The sequence below is a fragment of the Kitasatospora sp. NA04385 genome, from assembly GCF_013364235.1.
GTDB lineage: Bacteria > Actinomycetota > Actinomycetes > Streptomycetales > Streptomycetaceae > Kitasatospora.
The window spans coordinates 6,312,604-6,336,037 of the sequence record NZ_CP054919.1; the positions used below are offsets into that span (position 1 = coordinate 6,312,604).

Below are 23,434 nucleotides of genomic sequence, written 5' to 3' on the forward strand. Positions count from 1 at the left end.
CTGGACCGCAAGGCGCTGCCGGTGCCCGGTGGGTCGGGCGCCGCGCACGCCGCAGGAGGAGATCCTGTGCAGCCTCTTCACCGAGGTGCTGGGGGTCGACGGCGTCGGTGTCGACGACGGTTTCTTCGAGCTGGGCGGTCATTCGCTGCTGGCGACGCGTCTGGTGTCTCGGGTGCGTTCGGTGTTCGGGGTGGAGGTGCCGATCCGGGCGGTGTTCGAGGCGCCGACGGTGGCGGGTCTGGCGGCGCGGATCGGTGATGCGGACGGGGCCCGGGCGGCGCTGGTGCCGGTGGTGCGTCCGGAGCGGGTGCCGCTGTCGTTCGCCCAGCGCCGGCTGTGGTTCATCAACCGCTTCGACGGCCGGAGCGCGACCTACAACATGCCGTTGGCGATGCGGCTGTCGGGCGCGCTGGACCGGGCTGCCCTGCAGGCGGCGCTGGCGGACGTGGTGGAGCGGCACGAGAGCCTGCGCACCGTGTTCCCCGAGACCGACGGCGTCCCGTCCCAGCAGGTGCTGGCGGCGCAGGAGGCCGTTCCGACGCTCCGGGTGGTGGACGCCACCGCGCAGACCCTGGAGGCCCAGGTCGCCGCGGCCGCCGCGCAGGGCTTCGACCTGGAGCGGGTGCCCCCGCTGCGGGCGCACCTCTTCGCCCTGGGCGAGCGGGAGCACGTGCTGCTGCTGGTGCTGCACCACATCGCCGGTGACGGCTGGTCGATGGCGCCGCTGGCGGAGGATCTGGCGGCGGCGTACGCGGCTCGGGTCGATGGTGTGGCTCCGGCGTGGGCTCCGCTGCCGGTGCAGTACGTGGACTACACGCTGTGGCAGCAGCAGGTGCTCGGCGGCGAGGACGATCCGGACAGCGCGATCTCGCGTCAACTCGCTTACTGGCAGCAGGCCCTGGCCGGAATCCCGGACGAGCTCGCGCTGCCCACCGACCGGCCCCGCCCGGCCGTGCCGACCAACCGCGGTGACATGCACTACTTCCAGATCGGCCCGGAGCTCCACGGCGCCCTGGTCAAGCTCGCCCGCGAGAACGAGGCGAGCCTGTTCATGGTCCTGCAGGCGGGTCTGGCGGCGCTGCTGTCCCGGCTGGGGGCCGGCGAGGACATCCCGATCGGCAGCACGATCGCCGGACGCACCGACGACGCGCTCGACAGGCTGGTCGGTTTCTTCGTCAACATGCTGGTGCTGCGGACCGACACGTCCGGGAACCCGAGCTTCCGCGAGCTGATCGGCCGCGTCCGCGAGGCGGACCTGGCGGCCTATGCGCACCAGGACGTGCCGTTCGAGCGCCTGGTCGAGGTGGTCAACCCGGCCCGCTCGCTGTCCCGGCACCCGCTCTTCCAGGTCGCGCTGAACGTGCAGACCGTGACGGACTCCGCCGTCGGCCTCCGGGGGCTGGAGATCACGCCGGAGCCCGTCGGCATCGGTACGTCCCGCTTCGATCTGTCGTTCGGGTTTGTGGAGGTGCGGGGTGGTGATGGTGCGCCGGCGGGTTTGCGGGGGGATCTGGAGTTCAGTCTGGATCTGTTCGACGAGGTGTCGGCGGTCGGGTTGGTGGAGCGGTTGACGCGTCTGTTGGAGGCTGCGGTTGCTGATCCGCGGTTGCCGGTGGGTGAGTTGGAGGTGTTGGGGTCTGCTGAGCGTGAGCGGGTCCTGGTGGAGTGGAACGACACGGGTGCGGTGGTGGTGCCGGGTTCGGTGACGGAGTTGTTCGGGGCGCGGGTGGCGCAGTCTCCGGATGCGGTGGCGGTGGTGTGTGGGGGTGTCGAGGTCTCGTACGGGGAGTTGGATGCGCGGGTGAACCGGTTGGCGCGTCTGCTGGTGGGGCGTGGTGTGGGGCCGGGTGGGTTGGTGGGTGTGGTGCTGCCGCGGTCGGTGGATCTGGTGGTGGCGTTGCTGGCGGTGTTGAAGTCGGGTGCGGCGTATGTGCCGATCGATCCGGATCATCCGGCGGAGCGGATCGGGTTGGTGGTGGAGGATTCGGCTCCGGTGGTGGTGCTGGCGTCGGGTTCGACGGCGGGTGTGGTGTCGGGTGCCGGTGTTCCGGTGCTGGTGCTGGACGAGCCGGGAGTGGTGGCGGAACTGTCCGGGTTGTCGGGTGGTGAGCTGGGTGGTGTTGCGGTGTCTCCTGCGGATGCGGCGTATGTGATTTTCACGTCGGGTTCGACGGGTCGGCCCAAGGGTGTGGTGGTGACGCGTGGTGGTCTGGACAATTTCCTGGCCGGGATGGGTGAGTTGGTGCCGTTGTCGGATGTGGATCGTCTGGTGGCGGTGACGACGGTGTCGTTCGACATCGCGGGGTTGGAGTTGTTCCTGCCGTTGGTGTCGGGTGCGGGTGTGGTGCTGGCGTCGCGGGAGACGGTGTTGGATCCGTCGGCGTTGGGTGCGTTGCTGGTCGGTAGTGGTGCGACGGTGTTGCAGGCGACGCCTTCGTTGTGGCAGGCGTTGGTGGCGCATGTTCCGGAGTCGTTGCGTGGGCTGCGGATGCTGGTGGGTGGTGAGGCGGTGCCGGCGGTGTTGGCGCAGGGCATGGGGGCGCTGGGTGCTTCGGTGCTGAACGTGTACGGGCCGACGGAGACGACGGTGTGGTCGTCGGCGGCGGTGCTCGAGGGGGGTGCGGGTGTGCCGCCGATCGGGCGTCCGATCCGCAACACCCGGGTGTATGTGCTGGACGGTGTGCTGGGGTTGGTGGCGCCGGGTGTGGTGGGTGAGTTGTACATCGCGGGTGAGGGGGTGGCGCGCGGGTACCTGAACCGTCCTGGTCTGTCGGCGGAGCGTTTCATCGCCGACCCGTTCGGCCCTTCCGGCTCCCGGATGTATCGCACGGGTGACCTGGTGCGGTGGGGTGCGGGGGGTGTGCTGGAGTTCGTGGGCCGGGCGGACTTCCAGGTGAAGGTGCGCGGCTTCCGGATCGAGCTGGGCGAGATCGAGGCGGCGGTCGCCGGTTTCGAGGGTGTGGCGCAGGCGGTGGTGCTGGTGCGTGAGGACCGGCCCGGTGACAAGCGGATCGTGGCCTACGTGGTGCCCGGGGGTGGTGCGGTTCCGGTGGAGTCCTTGCGTGGTCATCTTCGGTCGGTGCTGCCGGAGTACATGGTGCCGTCGGTGTTCGTGGAGTTGGCGGCGTTGCCGTTGACGCCGAACGGGAAGCTGGACCGCAAGGCGCTGCCCGTTCCCGACATCGCGGGTGCGGCCGAGGGGCGGGCGCCGCGTTCCGAGCGTGAGCGTGTCCTGGCCGAGCTGTTCGCCGAGGTGCTGGGGGTCGACGGCGTCGGTGTCGACGACGGTTTCTTCGAGCTGGGCGGTCATTCGCTGCTGGCGACGCGTCTGGTGTCGCGGGTGCGTTCGGTGTTCGGGGTGGAGGTGCCGATCCGGGCGGTGTTCGAGGCGCCGACGGTGGCCGGTCTGGCGGCGCGGATCGGTGATGCGGACGGGGCCCGGGCGGCGTTGGTGCCGGTGGAGCGTCTGGAGCGTCCGGAGCGGGTGCCGCTGTCGTTCGCCCAGCGCCGGCTGTGGTTCATCAACCGCTTCGACGGCCAGAGTGCCGCCTACAACATGCCGTTGGCGATGCGGCTGTCGGGCGCACTGGACCGGGTGGCGCTGCAGGCGGCGCTGGCGGACGTGGTGGAGCGGCACGAGAGCCTGCGCACCGTGTTCCCCGAGACCGACGGCATTCCGTCCCAGCAGGTGCTGGCGGCGCAGGAGGCCGTTCCGGCGCTCCGGGTGGTGGAGGCGTCGGAGGCTTCGCTGACGGGGCTGCTGGCCGCGGAGGCGGGAACGGGTTTCGATCTGGAGCGGACTCCGCCGCTGCGGGGGAGTCTGTTCACGCTCGGCGAGCGGGAGCACGTGCTGCTGCTGGTGCTGCACCACATCGCCGGTGACGGCTGGTCGATGGGGCCGTTGGCGGAGGATCTGGCGGCGGCGTATGCGGCTCGGGTCGATGGTGTGGCTCCGGCGTGGGCTCCGCTGCCGGTGCAGTACGTGGACTACACGCTGTGGCAGCAGCAGGTGCTCGGCGGCGAGGACGACCCGGACAGTGCGATCTCGCGTCAACTCGCTTACTGGCAGCAGGCCCTGGCCGGAATCCCGGACGAGCTCGCGCTGCCCACCGACCGGCCCCGCCCGGCCCAGAGCAGTTACCGCGGCGGTCGGGTGGACATCGAGTTGGGGGCGGAGCTGCACCAGGGGCTGGCCGAGCTGGCACGCCGCAACCAGGTCAGCCTCTACATGGTGTTGCAGGCGGGTCTGGCGGCGCTGCTGTCCCGGCTGGGGGCCGGCGAGGACGTCCCGATCGGCAGCCCGATCGCCGGACGCACCGACGACGCGCTCGACAGGCTGGTCGGCTGCTTCGTCAACACCCTCGTGCTGCGGACCGATCTCTCCGGACGGCCGTCCTTCGACGAACTCCTGGTGCGGGTCCGTGAGGCGGACCTGGCGGCCTACGCGCACCAGGACGTGCCGTTCGAGCGCCTGGTCGAGGTCATGAACCCCGACCGCTCGCTGTCCCGGCACCCGCTCTTCCAGGTCGCCCTCACCCTGCAGAACACCGGCGACATCGACATCGACCTGACGGGTCTGCGCATCGCGCACCAGCCGATCGGGCTGAGCGGCTCGCGCTTCGATCTGTCGTTCGGGTTTGTGGAGGTGCGGGGTGGTGATGGTGCGCCGGCGGGTTTGCGGGGGGATCTGGAGTTCAGTCTGGATCTGTTCGACGAGGTGTCGGCGGTCGGGTTGGTGGAGCGGTTGACGCGTCTGTTGGAGGCTGCGGTTGCTGATCCGCGGTTGCCGGTGGGTGAGTTGGAGGTGTTGGGGTCTGCTGAGCGTGAGCGGGTCCTGGTGGAGTGGAATGACACGGCTGCGGCGGTGGTGCCGGGTTCGGTGACGGAGTTGTTCGGGGCGCGGGTGGCGCAGTCTCCGGATGCGGTGGCGGTGGTGTGTGGGGGTGTCGAGGTCTCGTACGGGGAGTTGGATGCCCGGGTGAACCGGTTGGCGCGTCTGCTGGTGGGGCGTGGTGTGGGGCCGGGTGGGTTGGTGGGTGTGGTGCTGCCGCGGTCGGTGGATCTGGTGGTGGCGTTGCTGGCGGTGTTGAAGTCGGGTGCGGCGTATGTGCCGATCGATCCGGATCATCCGGCGGAGCGGATCGGGTTGGTGGTGGAGGATTCGGCTCCGGTGGTGGTGCTGGCGTCGGGTTCGACGGCGGGTGTGGTGTCGGGTGCCGGTGTTCCGGTGCTGGTGCTGGACGAGCCGGGAGTGGTGGCGGAACTGTCCGGGTTGTCGGGTGGTGAGCTGGGTGGTGTTGCGGTGTCTCCTGCGGATGCGGCGTATGTGATTTTCACGTCGGGTTCGACGGGTCGGCCCAAGGGTGTGGTGGTGACGCGTGGTGGTCTGGACAATTTCCTGGCCGGGATGGGTGAGTTGGTGCCGTTGTCGGATGTGGATCGTCTGGTGGCGGTGACGACGGTGTCGTTCGACATCGCGGGGTTGGAGTTGTTCCTGCCGTTGGTGTCGGGTGCGGGTGTGGTGCTGGCGTCGCGGGAGACGGTGTTGGATCCGTCGGCGTTGGGTGCGTTGCTGGTCGGTAGTGGTGCGACGGTGTTGCAGGCGACGCCTTCGTTGTGGCAGGCGTTGGTGGCACATGTTCCGGAGTCGTTGCGTGGGCTGCGGATGCTGGTGGGTGGTGAGGCGGTGCCGGCCGCGTTGGCGCAGGGGATGCGGGCGCTGGGTGCTTCGGTGCTGAACGTGTACGGGCCGACGGAGACGACGGTGTGGTCGTCGGCGGCGGTGCTCGAGGGGGGTGCGGGTGTGCCGCCGATCGGGCGTCCGATCCGCAACACCCGGGTGTATGTGCTGGACGGTGTGCTGGGGTTGGTGGCGCCGGGTGTGGTGGGTGAGTTGTACATCGCGGGTGAGGGGGTGGCGCGCGGGTACCTGAACCGTCCGGGTTTGTCGGGGGAGCGTTTCATCGCCGACCCGTTCGGCCCTTCCGGCTCCCGGATGTATCGCACGGGTGATCTGGTGCGGTGGGGTGCGGGGGGTGTGCTGGAGTTCGTGGGCCGGGCGGACTTCCAGGTGAAGGTGCGCGGCTTCCGGATCGAGCTGGGCGAGATCGAGAGCGCCCTCGGTGCGCACGAATCGGTGGCGCAGGCCGTGGTGCTGGTGCGTGAGGACCGGCCCGGTGACAAGCGGATCGTGGCCTACGTGGTGCCGAAGCACGGTGCACCGGCCGTCCCGGAGCTGCGGGCGCACGTGCAGTCCGTGCTGCCGGAGTACATGGTGCCGTCGGTGTTCGTGGAGTTGGCGGCGCTGCCGTTGACGCCGAACGGGAAGCTGGACCGCAAGGCCCTGCCCGTTCCCGACACCACCGGCACGACCGAGGGCCGGGCACCGCGCACGCCGCAGGAGGAGATCCTGTGCAGCCTCTTCACCGAGGTGCTGGGGGTCGACGGCGTCGGTGTCGACGACGGTTTCTTCGAGCTGGGCGGTCATTCGCTGCTGGCGACGCGTCTGGTGTCGCGGGTGCGTTCGGTGTTCGGGGTGGAGGTGCCGATCCGGGCGGTGTTCGAGGCGCCGACGGTGGCCGGTCTGGCGGCGCGGATCGGTGATGCGGAGGGGGCTCGGGCGGCGTTGGTGCCGGTGGAGCGTCCGGAGCGGGTGCCGCTGTCGTTCGCCCAGCGCCGACTGTGGTTCATCAACCGCTTCGACGGACCGAACGCTACCTACAACATCCCCATCGCCGTCCGCTTCGACGGCGAGCTGGACCGGGCGGCCCTTGAGGCGGCGCTGGCGGACGTGGTGCAGCGGCACGAGAGCCTGCGCACCGTCTTCCCCGAGACCGACGGCGTCCCGCACCAGCGGGTCCTTCCCCTGGACGAGGCCCGCCCCGGGCTGGTCGTCCTCGACGCCACCGCGCAGACCCTAGAAGACCAGCTCACCGCGGCCGCCTCGGAGGGCTTCGACCTGGAGCGGGTGCCCCCGCTGCGGGCGCACCTCTTCGCCCTGGGCGAGCAGGAGCACGTGCTGCTGCTGGTGCTGCACCACATCGCCGGCGACGGCTGGTCGACGGCACCGCTGGCGAACGACCTCGCGACGGCCTACGCCGCCCGCACCGCGGGCCGGGCACCGGCCTGGGCCCCGCTGCCGGTGCAGTACGTGGACTACACGCTGTGGCAGCAGCAGGTGCTCGGCGGCGAGGACGACCCGGACAGTGCGATCTCGCGTCAACTCGCTTACTGGCAGCAGGCCCTGGCCGGAATCCCGGACGAGCTCGCGCTGCCCACCGACCGGCCCCGCCCGGCGCAGAGCAGCCACCGCGGCGGTGGGGTGGACATCGAGTTGGGGGCGGAGCTGCACCAGGGGCTGGCCGAGCTGGCACGCCGCAACCAGGTCAGCGTCTTCATGGTGCTGCAGGCGGGTCTGGCGGCGCTGCTGTCCCGGCTGGGGGCCGGCGAGGACGTCCCGATCGGCAGCCCGATCGCCGGACGCACCGACGAGGCCCTGAACGACCTGGTCGGCTTCTTCGTCAACACCCTGGTGCTGCGGACCGACACCTCCGGCGACCCGAGCTTCCGCGAGCTGGTCGCCCGGGCCCGCGAGGCCGGACTGGCCGCCTTCGCGCACCAGGACGTGCCGTTCGAGCGCCTGGTCGAGGTGGTCAACCCCGACCGCTCGCTCTCCCGGCACCCGCTCTTCCAGGTCGCCCTCACCCTGCAGAACACCGCGGGCACCGCGGTCGAGCTGCCCGGTCTGCGCATCGAGCAGCAGCCGGTCCGCACCGACGCGGCCAAGTTCGACCTCTCCTTCACCTTCGTGGAGCAGCGGGCGGCGGACGGCACCGCGGCGGGCATCGAGGGGCGGCTGGAGTTCAGCCGCGATCTGTTCGACCAGCCGTCCGCGGACCTGCTGGCCGAGCGGCTGGGCCGCTTCCTGGCCTCGGCGGCGGCCGAACCGGCCCGTCCGATCGGGCGGGTGGACGTCCTGGCGCCCGCCGAGCGCCGCAGGATCCTCACGGAGTGGAACCCGGTTCCGACCGAGGTCCCGGAGACCGCCGGAACGATCCAGCGGTGCTTCGCCGAGCAGGTGGCCCGCACCCCCGGCGCCGTCGCGGTGCGCTGCGGGGACGAGCAGGTGACGTACGCGGAGCTGGACGCCCGGGCGAACCGGTTGGCCGACCGGCTGCTGGGGCTGGGCGTGGAGGCGCAGTCCCGGGTGGCGATCCTCCAGCGGCGCGCGGTCGACCTGGTGGTCTCCGTGCTGGCGGTGCTCAAGGCCGGTGCCGTCTACGTCCCGCTGGACGGCCGTGCCCCGGCGTCCCGGCTGGAGCGGGTGGTGCGGGAGACCGGTGCGGTCGTCCTGCTGACCGACACGGCCTCCTGGCACGACCAGTTCGCCCACGGGGCCGGCCTGGTCGTCGTCGACGCGGAGGACCGGGAGGCGGAGCGGCCCGTCGGCACTCCGACCGTCCCGGGGCATCCGGACGGTCTGGCCTACATCATGTTCACCTCGGGGTCGACCGGTGTGCCCAAGGGCGTGGCGGTGCGGCACCGCGACGTCCTCCACCTCGCCCACGACCGGGCGTTCCGCGGCGGGGCGCACGAACGGGTGCTGCTGCACTCGCCGCAGGCGTTCGACGCGTCGACCTACGAACTCTGGGTGCCGTTGCTGAACGGCGGCGAGGTCGTGGTCGCACCGGACGGCGACCTCGACGTGACGACCCTCGGGCGGACCGTCGCCCGGCACCGGGTCACCGGTCTGTGGCTGACGGCCGGACTCTTCCGGGTCCTGGCCGAGGAGGCCCCGGAGGCGCTCACCGGCGTGCGCGAGGTCTGGACCGGCGGCGACGTCGTTCCGGCCGCCGCCGTCCGGCGGGTGCGGGCGGCCTGCCCGGGCACGCTCGTGGTCGACGGCTACGGCCCGACCGAGACGACGACGTTCGCCTCGCACCACCGGCTGCTGCCCGACCGCGAACTGCCGAACTCGATCCCGATCGGGCGGCCGCTCGACAACATGCGCCTGTACGTCCTGGACCGGGGGCTCCAGCCGGTCCCCGCGGGCGTCGCCGGGGAGCTGTACATCGCCGGTGCCGGTCTGGCCCGCGGTTACTGGCAGCAGCCCGGGCTGACGGCCGACCGCTTCGTCGCCGACCCCCACGGACCGGCCGGTGAGCGGATGTACCGGACCGGGGACCTGGTGCGGTGGAACGACGAGGGCGAGCTGGTCTTCCTCGGCCGCGGCGACGACCAGGTGAAGGTGCGCGGCTTCCGGATCGCGCTGAGCGAGATCGAGGCCGCGGCCGCCGCCCACCCCGCGGTCGCCCAGGTGGCGGTCGTGGTCCGCGAGGACCGTCCGGGCGACAAGCGGCTGACGGCCTACCTGGTCGCGGCCCCGGGCGCCGGGCTCCCGCACGCCGAGCTGCGCGACCACCTGGCGGGGACCCTGCCCGACTACATGGTCCCGGCGGCCCTCGTCACGCTCGAGCGGCTGCCGCTGACCGCCAACGGGAAGCTCGACTACCGGGCCCTGCCGGCGCCGGAGTTCACCCCGGTCGGCCCGGGCCGCGCGCCGCGCACGGAGCCGGAGCGGATCCTCGCCGGGCTGTTCGCCGAGACGCTCGGCCTGCCGGAGGCCGGGGTCGAGGACAGCTTCTTCGACCTGGGCGGCGACAGCATCGTCTCCATCCAGCTGGTGAGCCGGGCCCGCCGGGCCGGTCTGGTGCTGACACCGCGGGACGTCTTCCGGCACCGCACGGTGGCGGCGCTGGCCGCGGTGGCGGTGCCGGTGGGCGGGGAGCAGGACCAGCCGGAGGACGTCGGCACCGGCCCGGTGGAGCCCGGCCCGATCGTGCACTGGCTGCACGGACTGGGCGGTCCGGTCGACGAGTTCAACCAGTCGATGCCGGTGCCGGTGCGGCCCGGACAGGAACCGGGGATCCTCGCGGCGGCGCTCCAGGCGGTCCTGGACCACCACGACGCCCTGCGCACGGTCGCGAACCGCTCCGAGGCGGACGGCCCGTGGCGGTTCGAGATCGGGCCGCGCGGCTCGGTCGACGCGCGGGACCGCATCGACCGGGTCGACGTGTCCGGGCTGGACGCGGCGGCCCGCCGGACGGTGGTCGCGGAGCACTTCCGGGCGGCCAAGAAGCGGCTCGACCCGGAGCACGGCGGGATGGTCCGCGCGGTGTACTTCGACGCCGGTGCCGACGAGCCGGGCCAACTGCTGCTGGTCCTGCACCACTTCGTCGTCGACGGAGTCTCCTGGCGGATCCTGGTGCCCGACCTGCAGGCCGCGGTCGAGGCGCTGGAGGCGGGCGCGCAGCCGGAGCTCGCTCCGGTGGGCACCTCGTTCCGCCGCTGGACCGGGCTGCTGCGGGGGCTGGCCCAGGAGCCGGCCCGGGTCGCCGAGCTGCCGCTGTGGCGGTCGGTTCTGGACGGCGCCGATCCGCAGCTGGCCGAGCGACCGCTGGACGGTGCGCGGGACGTGGCCGGGGCCGCGCGGGAGCTGCGGCTGAGCCTGCCCGCCGAACTGTCCGCGCGGCTGCTGAGCACGGTGCCGGCGGCGTTCCACGCCGGGACCAACGACGTGCTGCTGACCGCGCTGACCCTGGCGGTGGGGCAGTGGCGCCGCAGCCGCGGTCTGGGCGACGCCCGTGACCTGCTGGTCGAGGTGGAGGGCCACGGCCGTGAGGAGGTCGTGGCCGGAGTCGACCTGTCCCGGACGGTGGGCTGGTTCACCAGCGTGTACCCGCTGCGGCTCGACCCCGGGACGGTCGACCACGACGAGGTCCTGGCCGGCGGACCGGCGGTGGGAGCCGCGCTGAAGCGGATCAAGGAGCAGATCCGGGCCGTGCCGGACAACGGCCTCGGCTTCGGCCTGCTCCGCTACCTGAACCCGCGGACGGCGGCGGAACTCGCGGCGTTCCCGGCCCCCCAGGTCGGCTTCAACTACCTGGGCCGGTTCCCGGTCGCCGTGTCCACCCCGCCGGACGGCGGCCGGCCGGCCGTCGAGCCGACGGAGGGCGGGGCGCCGGGCAGCGGCGAGCGGCAGCCGCTCGCGCACCTCCTGGACGTGAACGTGCTCGCGGAGGACTACACCGACGGGAGCCGGCTGATCGCGACCTGGACCTGGCCGGGGGACCTGCTCGCCGAGGAGGGCGTCGAGGAACTGGCCCTGCTGTGGGCCCGGAACCTGCAGGCGCTGGCGGACCACGCGGCCCGGCCCGGTGCCGGCGGCCGCACGCCGTCCGACCTGCCGCTGGTCCGGCTCTCCCAGCCGGAGGTCGAGCGGATCGAACGGGCTTGGCCGGGGGCCGCCGACGTCCTGCCGCTCTCGCCGCTCCAGGAGGGACTGCTCTACCACGCGCTGTACGACGAGCAGCAGAGCGACCACTACACCGTGCAGCTGACGCTGGACCTGGAGGGCCGGGTCGACGGCACGGCGCTGCGGGCGGCCACCCGGACCCTCCTGCGGCGCCACCCGAACCTGCGCGCCGCGTTCTGGGGGGACGGACTGACCCGGCCGGTGCAGGTCGTCCCGGCGGAGGGCGACACGCCCTGGCGCGAGGTGGACCTGAGCACGCTCCCCGAGGCCGACCGGGAGTCCGCCTGGAACGACCTGCTGGCCGCCGACCGCGCGCAGCGGTTCGACCTGGCCACCGCGCCGCTGGTGCGGTTCACCCTGGTCAAGCTCGCGGCCGAGCGCCACCGGTTCCTGCTGACCAACCACCACATCCTGCTGGACGGCTGGTCGGTCCCGCTCCTGATGGGCGAGCTCGCCGTGCTGTACACCCGGCACGGCGACGACGCCGAGCTGCCGCGGACGACCGCGTACCGGGACTACCTGGCCTGGCTGGCCGAGCAGGACGGGGACGCGGCGGGCGAGGCCTGGCGGCAGGCGCTCGCCGGGCTCGACGAGCCGACGCTGATCGCGGCCGCCTCGGCCGGCGGCGGGGAGGGCGACGGCGCCGGTGAGACGACGGTGGCGCTCTCCGCGGCGCTCACCCGCGAGCTGTCCGCCACCGCGAGGCGCCACGGCCTGACGCTGAGCACGGTGATCCAGGGCGCCTGGGCGGTGCTGCTCGGCCGGCTGACCGGGCGTCAGGACGTGGTGTTCGGCGGCACCGTCTCGGGCCGTCCGCCGGAGGTCCCCGGCATCGAGGGCATGGTCGGCCTGTTCATCAACACGCTCCCGGTCCGGGTGCGGCTGGACCCGGCCGCGTCGCTGGTGGCGGTGCTCGCCGCGCTCCAGGACCAGCAGTCGGGGCTGATGGCGCACCAGTGGCTGGGGCTGGCGGAGGTGCAGCGGCTCGCCGGTCTCGGTGAGCTGTTCGACACGGTGACCGTCTTCGAGAACTACCCGGCGGTGCCGACCGGCCTGCCGGCGGCCGACGGCGGCGTGCGCATCGTCGGCACCGGTACCCAGGACGGAACGCACTACCCGCTGAGCCTCACCGCGATGATGGACGGCGACCGGCTGCGGCTCAAGCTCGGCCACCAGCGCGCCGTCCTCGCGGAGGACGCCGTCGACCGGATCGCCGGCCGGTTGGTGCGGCTCTTCGAGCTGCTGGCCCGTGAGCCGGAGCGGCTGCTCGGCCGGATCGACGTGCTGACGGCGGGCGAGTCCGGGGTCGTGGCGGCGCTGCCCGTCCCGGTGCCGGACGGCCGACCGGCCGCCACGCTGCCCGAGCTGTTCGAGGCGCAGGTGAGGCGCACTCCGGACGCGCCGGCCGTCGAGTACGGCGGGACGGTCCTGTCCTACGCGGAGCTGGACGCCCGGGCCGACCGGCTGGCCCGGCTGCTGGCCGCCCGGGGCGCCGGACCGGAGCGGTTCGTCGCCCTGGCGCTGCCGCGGTCGCTGGACACGGTGGTGGCCGTCCTCGCGGTCGTGAAGGCCGGTGCGGCCTACGTCCCGGTGGACCCGGACTACCCGCGCGAGCGGATCGCGTTCATGCTCGACGACGTCCGGCCGGTCCTGCTGGTCACCGCCGGCGCGGTCGCGGACGGCCTGCCGGACCGCGGAGTGCCGCGGCTGCTGCTGGACGAGGTGGACCTCCGGTCCGCGGCGGACCCGTCGGCGGGCTCCGCGCCGCAGCGGCCGGTGCCCGCCAACCCGGCGTACGTCATCTTCACCTCCGGTTCGACCGGCACCCCGAAGGGGGTCGTCGTGCCGCACGCGGGCCTGGCGGCGTTCGCGGCCGGCCAGATCGCGCACTACGGGGTCACCGGGGAGAGCCGCGTCCTGCAGTTCGCCTCGCCGAGCTTCGACGCCGCCGTGCTGGAGCTGTGCGCCGCCCTGCTGTCGGGTGCCGCCCTGGTGGTCCCGGCGGAGGGCCCGCTGGCCGGCGAGGCGCTGGCACGGACCCTGGCGGACCTGCGGATCAGCCACACGCTGATCCCGCCGGCGGCGCTGGCGACCGTGCCGGACGGCGAACTGCCGGACCTCAGGACGCTGGTGGTGGGCGGTGACGCCTGCTCGGCGGACCTGGTGGCGCGCTGGTCCCCCGGACGCCGGATGATCAACGCCTACGGCCCGACCGAGACGACGGTCGTGGCGACCGTGAGCCGGCCGCTGGCCGGACGCCGGGAACCGGCGATCGGCCTGCCGCTGCCCGGGACTTCGCTGCGGGTCCTCGGCCCGGAGCTGCAACCGGTGCCGCCCGGCGCGGTGGGCGAGCTGTACGTCTGCGGGAAGGGCCTGGCCCGGGGGTACTGGGCCCGGCCGGGGCTGACCGCCGAGCGCTTCGTCGCCGATCCGGCGGGCGGGCCCGGAACCCGGATGTACCGCACCGGGGACCTGGTCCGACTGCGCCCCGACGGCGAGCTGGACTTCGTCGGCCGGGCCGACGGCCAGGTGAAGGTCCGGGGCTTCCGGATCGAGCTCGGCGAGATCGAGTCCGCGCTCACGGCGCACCCCGCGGTGGCGCGGGCGGCCGCCGTCGTCCGCGAGGACGAGCCGGGGCACCGGCGCGTGGTCGCCTACCCCGTGGCGCACCCGGACGCGGTGCTGCCCGGGCCGGGCGAGCTGCGGGCCTGGCTGGCCGGTTCGCTGCCGTCCCACATGGTGCCGGCGGCGGTGGTGCCGCTGGACACGCTGCCGATCACCGCGAACGGCAAGCTCGACCGGAAGGCGCTGCCCGCACCGGACTTCGAGTCGGCGTCGGACGGCACCGGTCCTCGCAACCCCCGCGAGGAACTGCTCTGCGAGCTGTTCGCCGAGGTGCTCGGGGTGCCGCGGGTCGGTGTCGAGGACGGGTTCTTCGACCTCGGCGGCGACTCCCTGCAGGCGACCCGGCTGGTCACCCGGGTCCGGTCCACCCTGGGCGTCCAGGTCAGCATCAGGGCCCTGATGGAGGCCCCGACGGTGGCGGCCTTCGCCGCCCGACTGGACACCGGCGGCGAGCAGGACCCGCTCGACGTGCTGCTGCCGCTGCGGCCGTCCGGCGACCGCGGCCCGCTGTTCTGCATCCACCCCGGGGCCGGCATCGGCTGGACCTACTCCGGGCTGCTGCGGTACGTCCCGGCGGAGCACCCGGTCTACGCCCTGCAGGCCCGCGGGCTCGCCCGGCCGGACGACCTGCCGGGCAGCATGGCGGAGCTGGCCGGGGACTACCTGGAACAGATCCGTTCGGTCCAGCCGCACGGCCCGTACCACCTGCTGGGCTGGTCGTTCGGCGGCATCGTCGCGCACCTGATCGCGACCGAGCTGCAGCGGCAGGGCGAGGAGGTCGCCCTGCTGTCGCTGCTGGACGTCTACCCGCTGCGCGAGGAGGACCGGGACGGCGCGCCCCGGCCGGAGGTCCCGCAGGACCCGGCCGAGCGCACCGCGGGTGTGCTGGCCGCGCTGCTGCAGTTCCTCGGGTTCGACCCGAGCGGCTTCGGCGACCGCCTGCTGACGTACGGCGACGTGATGGACGTGCTCCGGAGGGGCGACAGCGCGCTCGCCTGGCTGGAGGAGCGGCACATCGCGGCCCTCGCCGACATCGGCGAGAACTTCGGCCGCATCCTGCCGGGCGCCCGGCTGGGGACCTTCGACGGCGACGCGCTGGTCTTCGTCGCCGCCGAGGGCAAGGAGAAGCCGGAGGCCATGGCGGCGGACTGGCAGCCGTACGTGACCGGACGGGTGGTCGGCCACCTGGTCGACTGCGCGCACGACGGGATGACCCGGCCGGAGCCGATCGCGGTCATCGGCGAGGTGCTGGCGAGCCGGCTGCGGGATCGGGGCTGACGTGCCGAACCGCGAACGCACCCGTTCCGTCGCCCGGGCCGCCGCCACCGCGGCGGCGGTCCGGGCCCGGGCGGGCCGCCGCGCCCTGCGGGGCGCGGGACAGGCGGCCGGACTGCTGGCGCTGGGCACGGGACTGGCCCGGCTGGCCCGGGCCCGGTCCGGCGACCGGCCCGGGCCGAGGGGCCGCGCACCGGCACCGGGGGCCGGCGGCCGGGAGGTGCTCGGCTGGGGGACCGGTGCGGTGCTGCTCGCGGCGGGCCCCGGCAAGCTGGTGCTGGACCTCGCCAGGGTGGTCACGCTGAACGGCCGGGAGGTGGCCTGGCCGGACTTCGCCCGGCGGGTCTGCCTGGTGGCCGGCGGAGCGGCCTGGACCCGGGCCGCGCTGCTGGACCGGCGCGGCCGGACCGGCGGGTGCCCGGAGTGCGGCCGTCCACCCGGCCACCGGCCCGAGCGGGTGCCGCGCTGGCCGGCGTACGTGGCCGCGGCGGTACCGGTGGTCGGCTTCGCGGTCCCGCACTGGCTCTGGGCGGCCGGCGTTCCGTTCGGGATCCCCGAGCAGGGCGCGGCCGAACTCAGCGCCCCCGGGACCGCGGGGGTGGTGGCGACGCTGGGCGTGCTGGCGTCCGGGGCGGGCGTGCTGACCGTCGGGCTGGCCCGTCCCTGGGGCGAACGCTTCCCCCGCTGGGTGCCCGCTCTCGCCGGGCGCCCGGTGCCGCCGTGGCTCGCCGAGGGCCCGCCGCTGGTCGCCGCGGCGGCGCTGACCCCGTACGGACTGCACGGGGTGGCGGCGGCGATCGGCTACGCGACCGGCCTGGTGGAGCCGGGGCCGGAGCGCCTGGGAGGCATCGAGCACCCGGGGAACCAGCTCACGTACGCGACCTTCCTGGTGTGGGGCACGAGTCTCGGAGCTGCCGCGATCGCCCACCACTACCGGACGCGCGGGCGGTGCCGGGCCTGCGGGCGGGGGGAACGTCGACAGCTACCTGCCAATGCTCGGTGAATCTGTTCGCCTCCGACAGCGCGGCTGGTTGGCTGGGCCCGGGATTCACGCTCCCTTCCACCCCGGCCCGACAGGGAGAATTGCGAGGAAGCTGGTGGATGTTGCCATCGAAGTGGCGGGGCTCCGCAAACGCTATCGGGAGACCGAGGCGCTGCGCGGGGTGGACCTGTCCGTTCCGGCCGGCACGGTGCTCGGGCTCCTGGGGCCCAACGGTGCGGGCAAGACGACGACGATCCGCATCCTGACGACGCTCCTGGAGCCCGACGAGGGCACGGTGCGCGTGGCGGGGTTCGACGTCGTCCGCGAACCGGTCGAGGTGCGACGGCGGATCGGGCTCACCGGTCAGTACGCGGCGGTCGACGAACTCCTCACCGGGAGGGAGAACCTGACCCTGATCGGCCGGCTGTACGGCCTGGGCCGGAAGCGGGCCCGGGCGAGGGCGGACGAACTGCTGGAGGTGTTCGACCTGACCGGCGCGGCCGACCGGACGAGCACCACCTACTCGGGCGGCATGCGGCGGCGCCTCGACCTGGCGGCGAGCCTGCTGGTCTCGCCCGAGGTGATCTTCCTCGACGAGCCCACCACCGGTCTCGACCCGACCAGCCGGATGGCGCTGTGGCAGATGGTCCGGGAACAGGTCGCCGCCGGGGTCACCGTGCTCCTGACCACCCAGTACCTGGAGGAGGCCGACCACCTCGCGGACCGGATCGCCGTCATCGACACCGGTCGGGTGATCGCCGAGGGCACGGCGAACGAGCTGAAGCGGCGGGTGGGCGGGGAACGGGTCGAAGTGGTGCTGGCCGGGGCGGAGGCCACCGCGAGGGCGGCCGAGGTGCTGAGCGCCGCCACCGGCGGTCCGGCCGTGGTCGAACCGGGCGGGTGCCGGGTCTCCGCGGCGATCAGCGGCGGCATCGGCGCCGTCGCGGCGGTCGCGGCCGCGTTCCAGGCGGCGGGCCTGGAGGTGGACGACTTCGCACTGCGCAAGCCCTCGCTCGACGAGGTCTTCATGTCGATCACCGGCCAGGCCGCGCAGCAGCCGCCGGAGACGGCGGCCGGAGCCGGTGAGGCGGACTCCGGAACGGACGGAAGCAACGGGCGGCGGACGAAGGTGGCGGTGTGAACGGTCTGGTTGCCGATTCCAGTGTGCTGATCGGCCGTCACCTGCGGCACCTCAGACGGGTGCCGAGCAAGCTCATCGGCGTCACCCTCATGCCGATCGCCTTCGTCCTGGTGTTCGGCTACCTGTTCGGCAGCGCCATGCAGGTGCCCGGCGGCGACTACCACGACTTCATCATGGCCGGCGTCTTCGTCCAGATGCTGCTCTCCGGCATGGGGAACACCTCGCTGGGGATCATCGGTGATCTCAACAACGGCCTGGTGGACCGCTTCCGCTCGCTGCCCATGTCCCGCGGGTCGGTCCTGCTGGCGCGAACGGTCTCCGACCTGATGCTCTCCGCGATCACCTGTCTGGTGATGTCGGTGGTCGGCTTCCTGGTCGGCTGGCGCATCCACACCGGCGTGCTCTCCGCGCTGGCCGGGTTCGGCCTGCTCCTGCTGCAGGGTTTCGCCATGGCGTGGTTCGGGGTCCTGCTGGGCCTGTGGCTGAGGGGGGCCGAGGCGGTCAACTCGGTCGGCTTCATCATGGCCATGCCGCTGTCCTTCCTATCCTCGGCGTTCATCCCGCTCAACGGGCTTCCCGGCTGGCTGAGCACCATCGCCGAGTGGAATCCGGTGAGTTCGGTCGCCAGCGCCTGCCGTCGGCTGTGGGGCAACCCCACCGGCATCTCCTCGGACTCCTTCCCGGCGCAGCACCCGATCCCGGTCGCGATCCTGTCGTTCGCCGTCCTGCTGGTCGTCACCGTGCCGCTGTCGATGCGCGCCTACCGCCGGGCCGTCGCCCGCTGAGGCGTTCCGGCGGCTCCGCACCCAGTCCGTCATCCCGATCCGTCCACGGCCCGCGGGCCGCGGGAGAGGAAATTCTTGTCATGAGCGAGACCAACACTGCCTCGGCCACCCTGCTGACGCCGGACTTCATCCAGAACCCCTACCCGCTGTTCGCGCAGCTCTCCGAGCAGGGGCCGACCCGGATGGCCATGTACCCCGGGGGGCCGGAGACCTGGGTCGTCACCCGCTACGAGGACGTCCGGCAGGTGCTCGCCGACCCGACCGTCCTCAAGGACCCCAGGAACGCCCCGGACATCCTCGGCGGCGGCGGGCAGGGCGAGGACGACCTCGAGGCCCACCCGGAGCTGGCCCTGGTCCGGCACATGCTGAACAGCGACCAGGCGGAGCACGCCCGGCTGCGCAAGCTCGTCGGCAAGGCCTTCACCGCCCGCCCGGTCAAGGGGCTCGGGCCCGCGATCGAGGAGATCGTGGCCGACGTCCTCGACGGCCTGCCCACCGGCGAACCGGTCGACCTGGTGGAGCGGTTCGCCCTCCCGGTGACGGTCCGGACCATCTGCGGCATGCTCGGCATCCCGGTGGCGGACCAGGCGTCCTTCGCCCACCAGTTCAACACGGTCACCAACATCTCCGACCCGGCGGAGATGTCCAGGGCGGCGGGCGAGCTCGTCGCCTACCTGACGGCGCTCCTGGACGAGAAGCGCCGCAACCCGGACGAGGCCATGATCAGCGAGCTGATCGCGGTGTCCGACGGCGACGACGCGTTCAGCCAGGCGGAACTGGTCTCCATGATCTTCCTGCTGCTCGGTGCCGGCCACGAGTCGACCAACGCCCTGATCACCAACGCGGTCCTCGCCCTGATCGACCACCCCGAGGAGAAGGCGCGGGTCGCGAAGGACCTCGACCTGGTCCCGGCGCTGGTCGAGGAGACCCTCCGGTACGACGCGCCGTTCCACCTCGCGACGTTCCGCTACACCACCGAACCGATCGAGGTCGGCGGCGTGACCATCCCGGCCCGCGAGTCGGTGCTCACCGCGATCGGCGGCGCCAACCACGACGCCCGGCACCTCGGCGGCTCCGGCGCCTTCGACCTCGACACCGCCGGTCCGGGCCGCCACCTCGCCTTCGGGCACGGCGTGCACCACTGCCTGGGCGCCCCCCTCGCCCGGCTGGAGGGCGCGGCCGCACTGACCGCCCTGCTCGGCCGCCACCCCGGCTTCTCCCTCGCGGTGGACCGCCAGGAGCTCCAGTACCGGCCGAGCCTGCTGGTCCGCGGACTGGTCGCGCTGCCGGTCGTGCTCTGACCCGGCCACCCCCGTCCGTCCCGTCCCCGGAGGAGAGTCCATGCCCCGTCCTGGCCATATCGCCATGGTCAGCGTCCCGTCCCGCGGCCACCTCCACCCCAGCCTGGAGCTGATCAGGGAACTCGTCGCCCGGGGCCACCGGGTCACGTACGCCAACGACCCGTCGGTCGCCGCGGCGGTCACCGAGACCGGCGCCGAACTGGTCCCGTACACGTCGGCGCTGCCCTCCACCGACACCACCGAGGGCCGCGTCACGGACCAGATCGCCCAGATGGACGTCTTCCTCGACGACGCCGTCGGCATGCTGCCCCAGCTGCGCGCCGCGTACGAGGAGGACCGGCCCGACGTCTTCCTCTACGACGTCCTGGCCTACCCGGCCCGGGTGCTGGCCATGAACTGGGGGATTCCGTCGATCCAGATCTCACCGACCTGGGTCATGCCGGAGAAGTACCGGGAGCGGATGGCCCCGGTGGTCGAGCAGCTGAAGCAGGACCCGCGCGGCGCGGCGCACTACCGCCGCTTCGACGCCTGGCTGGAGGACAGCGGGGTCCCCGGGATCGACGCCGGGGACCTCGTCAACCTGCCGGAGCGCAGCCTCGTGCTCGTCCCCAGGTTCCTGCAGCCGGACGCCGACGACGTGGACGAGAAGCGCTTCACGTTCATCGGGCCGTGCCTGGGCAGGCGCGCCCACCAGGGCGACTGGAAGCGGCCGGCCGGCGCCGAGAAGGTCGCCCTGGTCTCCCTGGGCTCGCACCTGACCAACCAGCTGCCCTTCTACGAGACGTGCGTGGAGGTCTTCGCGGCGCTGCCGGACTGGCACCTGGTGCTCCAGATCGGCCGGCACGTCGACGCCGGCGAACTCGGCGAGCTGCCGCCCAACGTGGAAGTGCACAACTGGGTCCCCCAGCTCGCCGTGCTCGAGCAGGCCGACGTGTTTGTCACCCACGGCGGCATGGGCGGCATCCAGGAGGGCCTGTTCAGCGGCGTGCCGATGGTCGTCGCACCGCAGGCCAACGACCAGCCCGCCAACGCGGAGTCGGTGGTCGGGCTGGGGATCGCCCGCCGGATCGACATCGCCACGGTGACGCCCGACCGGCTGCGGGCCGCGGTCGTCGAGCTCGCGTCCGACCCCGCGGTCGCCGAGCGCCTGTCCGGGCTGCGGCGCGAGCTGCGGGCGCACGGCGGCACGATGCGTGCCGCGGACCTGATCGAGCGGCAACTGCCCGCCTGAGACGGCGATCCGGCCGCCTCGTGACAGCACCGGGGCCGGGTCGCCCGCCGGGGCGGGAGGGTGTGCGGTGCACGGCATCACGCCGTGCACCGCACGCGCGTTCGCGGGCCGTGGGTCAGCCGACCGGGACGGCCGGCGGCCGCTCCGCCACGGGTTGCAGGAGCGGGTTGGCGATCGCGGCCCAGTCGGCCGCCGGGACCGCGAGCGACCGGTCGAGACGGCCCGCGTTGAAGAAGATCTCGCTCTGTTCGAGCAGTTCGGGGTCGGCCAGCAGTTCCAGGTTCTGGTGGAACGAGAACGGCACGATCGACCCACTGCGGCAGCTGGTGAGCCGCTCCGCAGTGCTCCGGTCGGCGAACGCCGCGCGATCGCCGCCCAGCAGCCGGGCGACGGCGGGCAGGTCGACCCGGCGGTCCCCGGGCACCACGACGACGCTGTGCCGCGGCGGGACGCCCGCCCTCTTGATCCGGACCACGATGGATTTCGCGGCCTGCCGCAACGCGTGGCCGCGGATCCGGCTCGCCTCGGCGGTACGGCCCTCGGGCTCGTGGTGGATCAGGCGGTGCGGCACCTGCCCGTGGGCCAACAGATCCATGACGCGGTGGTAGACGCCGTGCTCCTCCCCGTCCTCCGGGCCCGGTGGCCCGACGCTCACCGGGGTCGGTCTTGTCTTCATCTCATCCCCTTTCTTGAGGTGCCCCCTGCACGCTAGGGCGCCCCCGCCTGTCCCCCCTTCGGCGCTGGCCGGTAACTGTCAGATCCGGCAAGGGAATTGGGCGAATGTCCGTAGTGCGGACGGGGGCCGGTGCGACCGGTACCGGGGATGTCCGGAATCGGTCACGGAGTGCTCCGGCGCCGCCGGATCCGCTGTGCCCGGCCCGAATTCCCGATTCCGGGCCGGTGCTCGGGCGTCGAACCCGATGTGCTGCCGGAGGAGCGGGATCCGCGGCCGGTCCGGCGGATTTCCCGAGCTGCCCGGAACGTGCCGAGCCGCCCGGGGCGGCTCGGCACCCGGTGGCAGGTTCCTGAAACGGTCGTTGCAGCACTTCGGGCCGCCCGGCTAGAAATTCTCCCGGAACCGGACGGAAGTGCGCCGAAAGGCCGGCCGGAAGAGATTCGTTGACGAATTCTTAATCCCGCGCGGTGGATTCGTCCGGACCCGCGGAAAGTTCCAGAAGACTCCGGCGGCCGCCTTCCCGGACAGGCCGCCGGCGCCCCGCGAGCACCGCTCGCGGCGACGGACCGGGCCGGTCCCGTACACCCCCGGCGGGGCCGGCCCGGCACGGCCCTGGTCGGACGGGGGCGGCGATGGTCGCGGCCGGGCCGTGGGGAAGCGGGCGCGCTGCGTGACGGCGCCGCGGGAGCGGCCGTGGTCGGCGCCCGGGGACGGCGGGACCGAGCGGACGCCGACGGGCGGTCGAGAGCGCGATCGGCGAACCGGTCGCGGCTGCGCCGTCCACCGCCTGCGGGCGGCTCCACGCGGGTCTGCCGATCGACACGGCGACGGCACGCGGCGCGGCGCCGGTCCGACCGGACCGGGCGCTCTCGCGGCCGTCCGCCGTCCGCCGTCACCCGACCGCCGTCCGCCGTCACCCGACGTCGGCGGCCCCCGTGGCCGCGGTACCGCACGCGGGCCCCGGCCGACCCCGCGCGGACCGGGGTCCGTGGTCCGCCCGTCGGTAGTTCGCCGCCGACCGTCGTGACCGGAATCGGTCAGCGGGGCGCCCCCCGGAAGCCCCGCTGCCACCCTGCGTGCCCGCCTGCGCGCGCAACGTCGCCGGGCCGGGCCGGGCGCGCAGTTTGCTGACAGCGGCGTAGGTCTCCGGGAGGGCCGCCCTGTTCGATGGCGGGGATCGAGCGGCGCGCCAGGGGGTAGCGATGAGGGAACTGTTGGGCACACCGGGGGCGGCACCGCGCAGCCGCCGGGCCGGGGACGAGATCGAGCAGGGGCTGCTGGAGGTCCAGGCCCTGATCGAGGACACCGTGCTGCGCCACCGCAGCTTCGTGTCCCGCTCGGCCGTCGTCACCGAGGTGCCGCCGGACGAGGCGGAGCTGTCCGCCGAGACCGCCCGGCTGATCGGGCGCGCCCGGCACGGGCTCCGGCTGGTGCTCGCCTCGGACGTCCCCAGGGCCCGGGCGGTCTACCGCGCGCTGGAGGAACTGCTCGCCGGGCGCGGCGCGGAGGTCACCGTCCAGCTGCTGTGCGTGCCGGAGACCCTCGACCGGGAGTTCGTCGGCCGGCTGCTCGACGCGGGCTGCCGGCTGGAGGCCAGGACCTGCCGGCTGCCGTGGATGGAAACGGTCATGGTCGACCACCAGGTGGTGCTCGCCTGCACCGGCCTGGTGGTCGGCAAGCGGCAGGCCGCGGTGATCCGGGACTTCTCGGTGATCCGCACCATGCACAACCTGTTCGCGGACGTGTGGCGGCGCGCCCGGCCGGGCGAGGACCGGCTCGACTTCGGCAGCCTGGCCCGGGCCGAGTTCGCCCGGCGCATCCTCGACCGGCTGAACGCCGGGGTGACCGACGAGGCCGCCGCCCGGGACCTGTCGGTGTCGGTGCGCACCTACCGCCGGTACGTCGCCGAGATCATGGAACTGCTCGGCGCGAACTCCCGTTTCCAGGCCGGCGCCCGGGCCGCCGAACTCGGACTGCTGACCGCGGCCCGGCTCCCGCAGCAGGCCCGCCGGGTCGGCTGACCTGCGGCGCGGCACCCCCGCCGGGCGGTGGCAGCTTCCTGAAGCCGACGTTGTCGCCGCTTCCCGCCGCCGGATAGAACTGG

General features: G+C 73.4%; 8 protein-coding genes. 7 read left to right on the forward strand and 1 reads right to left on the reverse strand.

Translation table 11 applies throughout. The annotated features are described in order from the left end of the window. The first annotated feature begins 28 nt into the window (after positions 1–28). The 6 genes from HUT16_RS39380 (at position 29) to HUT16_RS28030 (ending at position 20,654) form a co-directional block, all read left to right on the forward strand. Positions 29–15,217, forward strand: coding sequence for a non-ribosomal peptide synthetase (locus HUT16_RS39380; RefSeq protein ID WP_303392108.1), 15,189 nt, complete (start codon positions 29–31; stop codon positions 15,215–15,217). Between the two features lies 1 nt (position 15,218). Beyond that, the gene (locus tag HUT16_RS28010) at positions 15,219–16,217 is read left to right on the forward strand and encodes a hypothetical protein (protein ID WP_176190821.1); all 999 of its coding nucleotides are present in this window, start codon (positions 15,219–15,221) and stop codon (positions 16,215–16,217) included. A gap of 94 nt (positions 16,218–16,311) precedes the next feature. Then, complete coding sequence (locus HUT16_RS28015) at positions 16,312–17,337, forward strand: ATP-binding cassette domain-containing protein (RefSeq protein ID WP_254898018.1); 1,026 nt, start codon at positions 16,312–16,314, stop codon at positions 17,335–17,337. Beyond that, a complete protein-coding gene (locus tag HUT16_RS28020) occupies positions 17,334–18,122 on the forward strand; it encodes an ABC transporter permease (protein ID WP_176190823.1) in 789 nt (262 codons plus the stop codon). Before HUT16_RS28015 ends, HUT16_RS28020 begins: the two co-directional genes overlap by 4 nt. Positions 18,123–18,202: 80 nt before the next feature. Continuing rightward, positions 18,203–19,423 carry a cytochrome P450 gene (locus tag HUT16_RS28025; protein WP_176190824.1) on the forward strand — a complete coding sequence of 407 codons (1,221 nt, stop codon included), beginning with the start codon at positions 18,203–18,205 and terminating at the stop codon, positions 19,421–19,423. A 40-nt stretch (positions 19,424–19,463) separates the two neighbouring features. Then, a complete protein-coding gene (locus tag HUT16_RS28030) occupies positions 19,464–20,654 on the forward strand; it encodes a macrolide family glycosyltransferase (protein ID WP_176190825.1) in 1,191 nt (396 codons plus the stop codon). 115 nt (positions 20,655–20,769) lie between these two features. Here HUT16_RS28030 and HUT16_RS28035 read toward each other — a convergent pair whose 3' ends face one another. Then, positions 20,770–21,249, reverse strand: coding sequence for a YbaK/EbsC family protein (locus HUT16_RS28035; protein ID WP_176190826.1), 480 nt, complete (start codon positions 21,247–21,249; stop codon positions 20,770–20,772). A gap of 1,283 nt (positions 21,250–22,532) precedes the next feature. Here HUT16_RS28035 and HUT16_RS28040 point away from each other — a divergent pair. Continuing rightward, positions 22,533–23,351: a LuxR family transcriptional regulator gene (locus HUT16_RS28040; protein WP_176190827.1), complete on the forward strand. Its 819-nt coding sequence runs from the start codon at positions 22,533–22,535 to the stop codon at positions 23,349–23,351. The last annotated feature ends 83 nt before the right edge of the window (positions 23,352–23,434 follow it).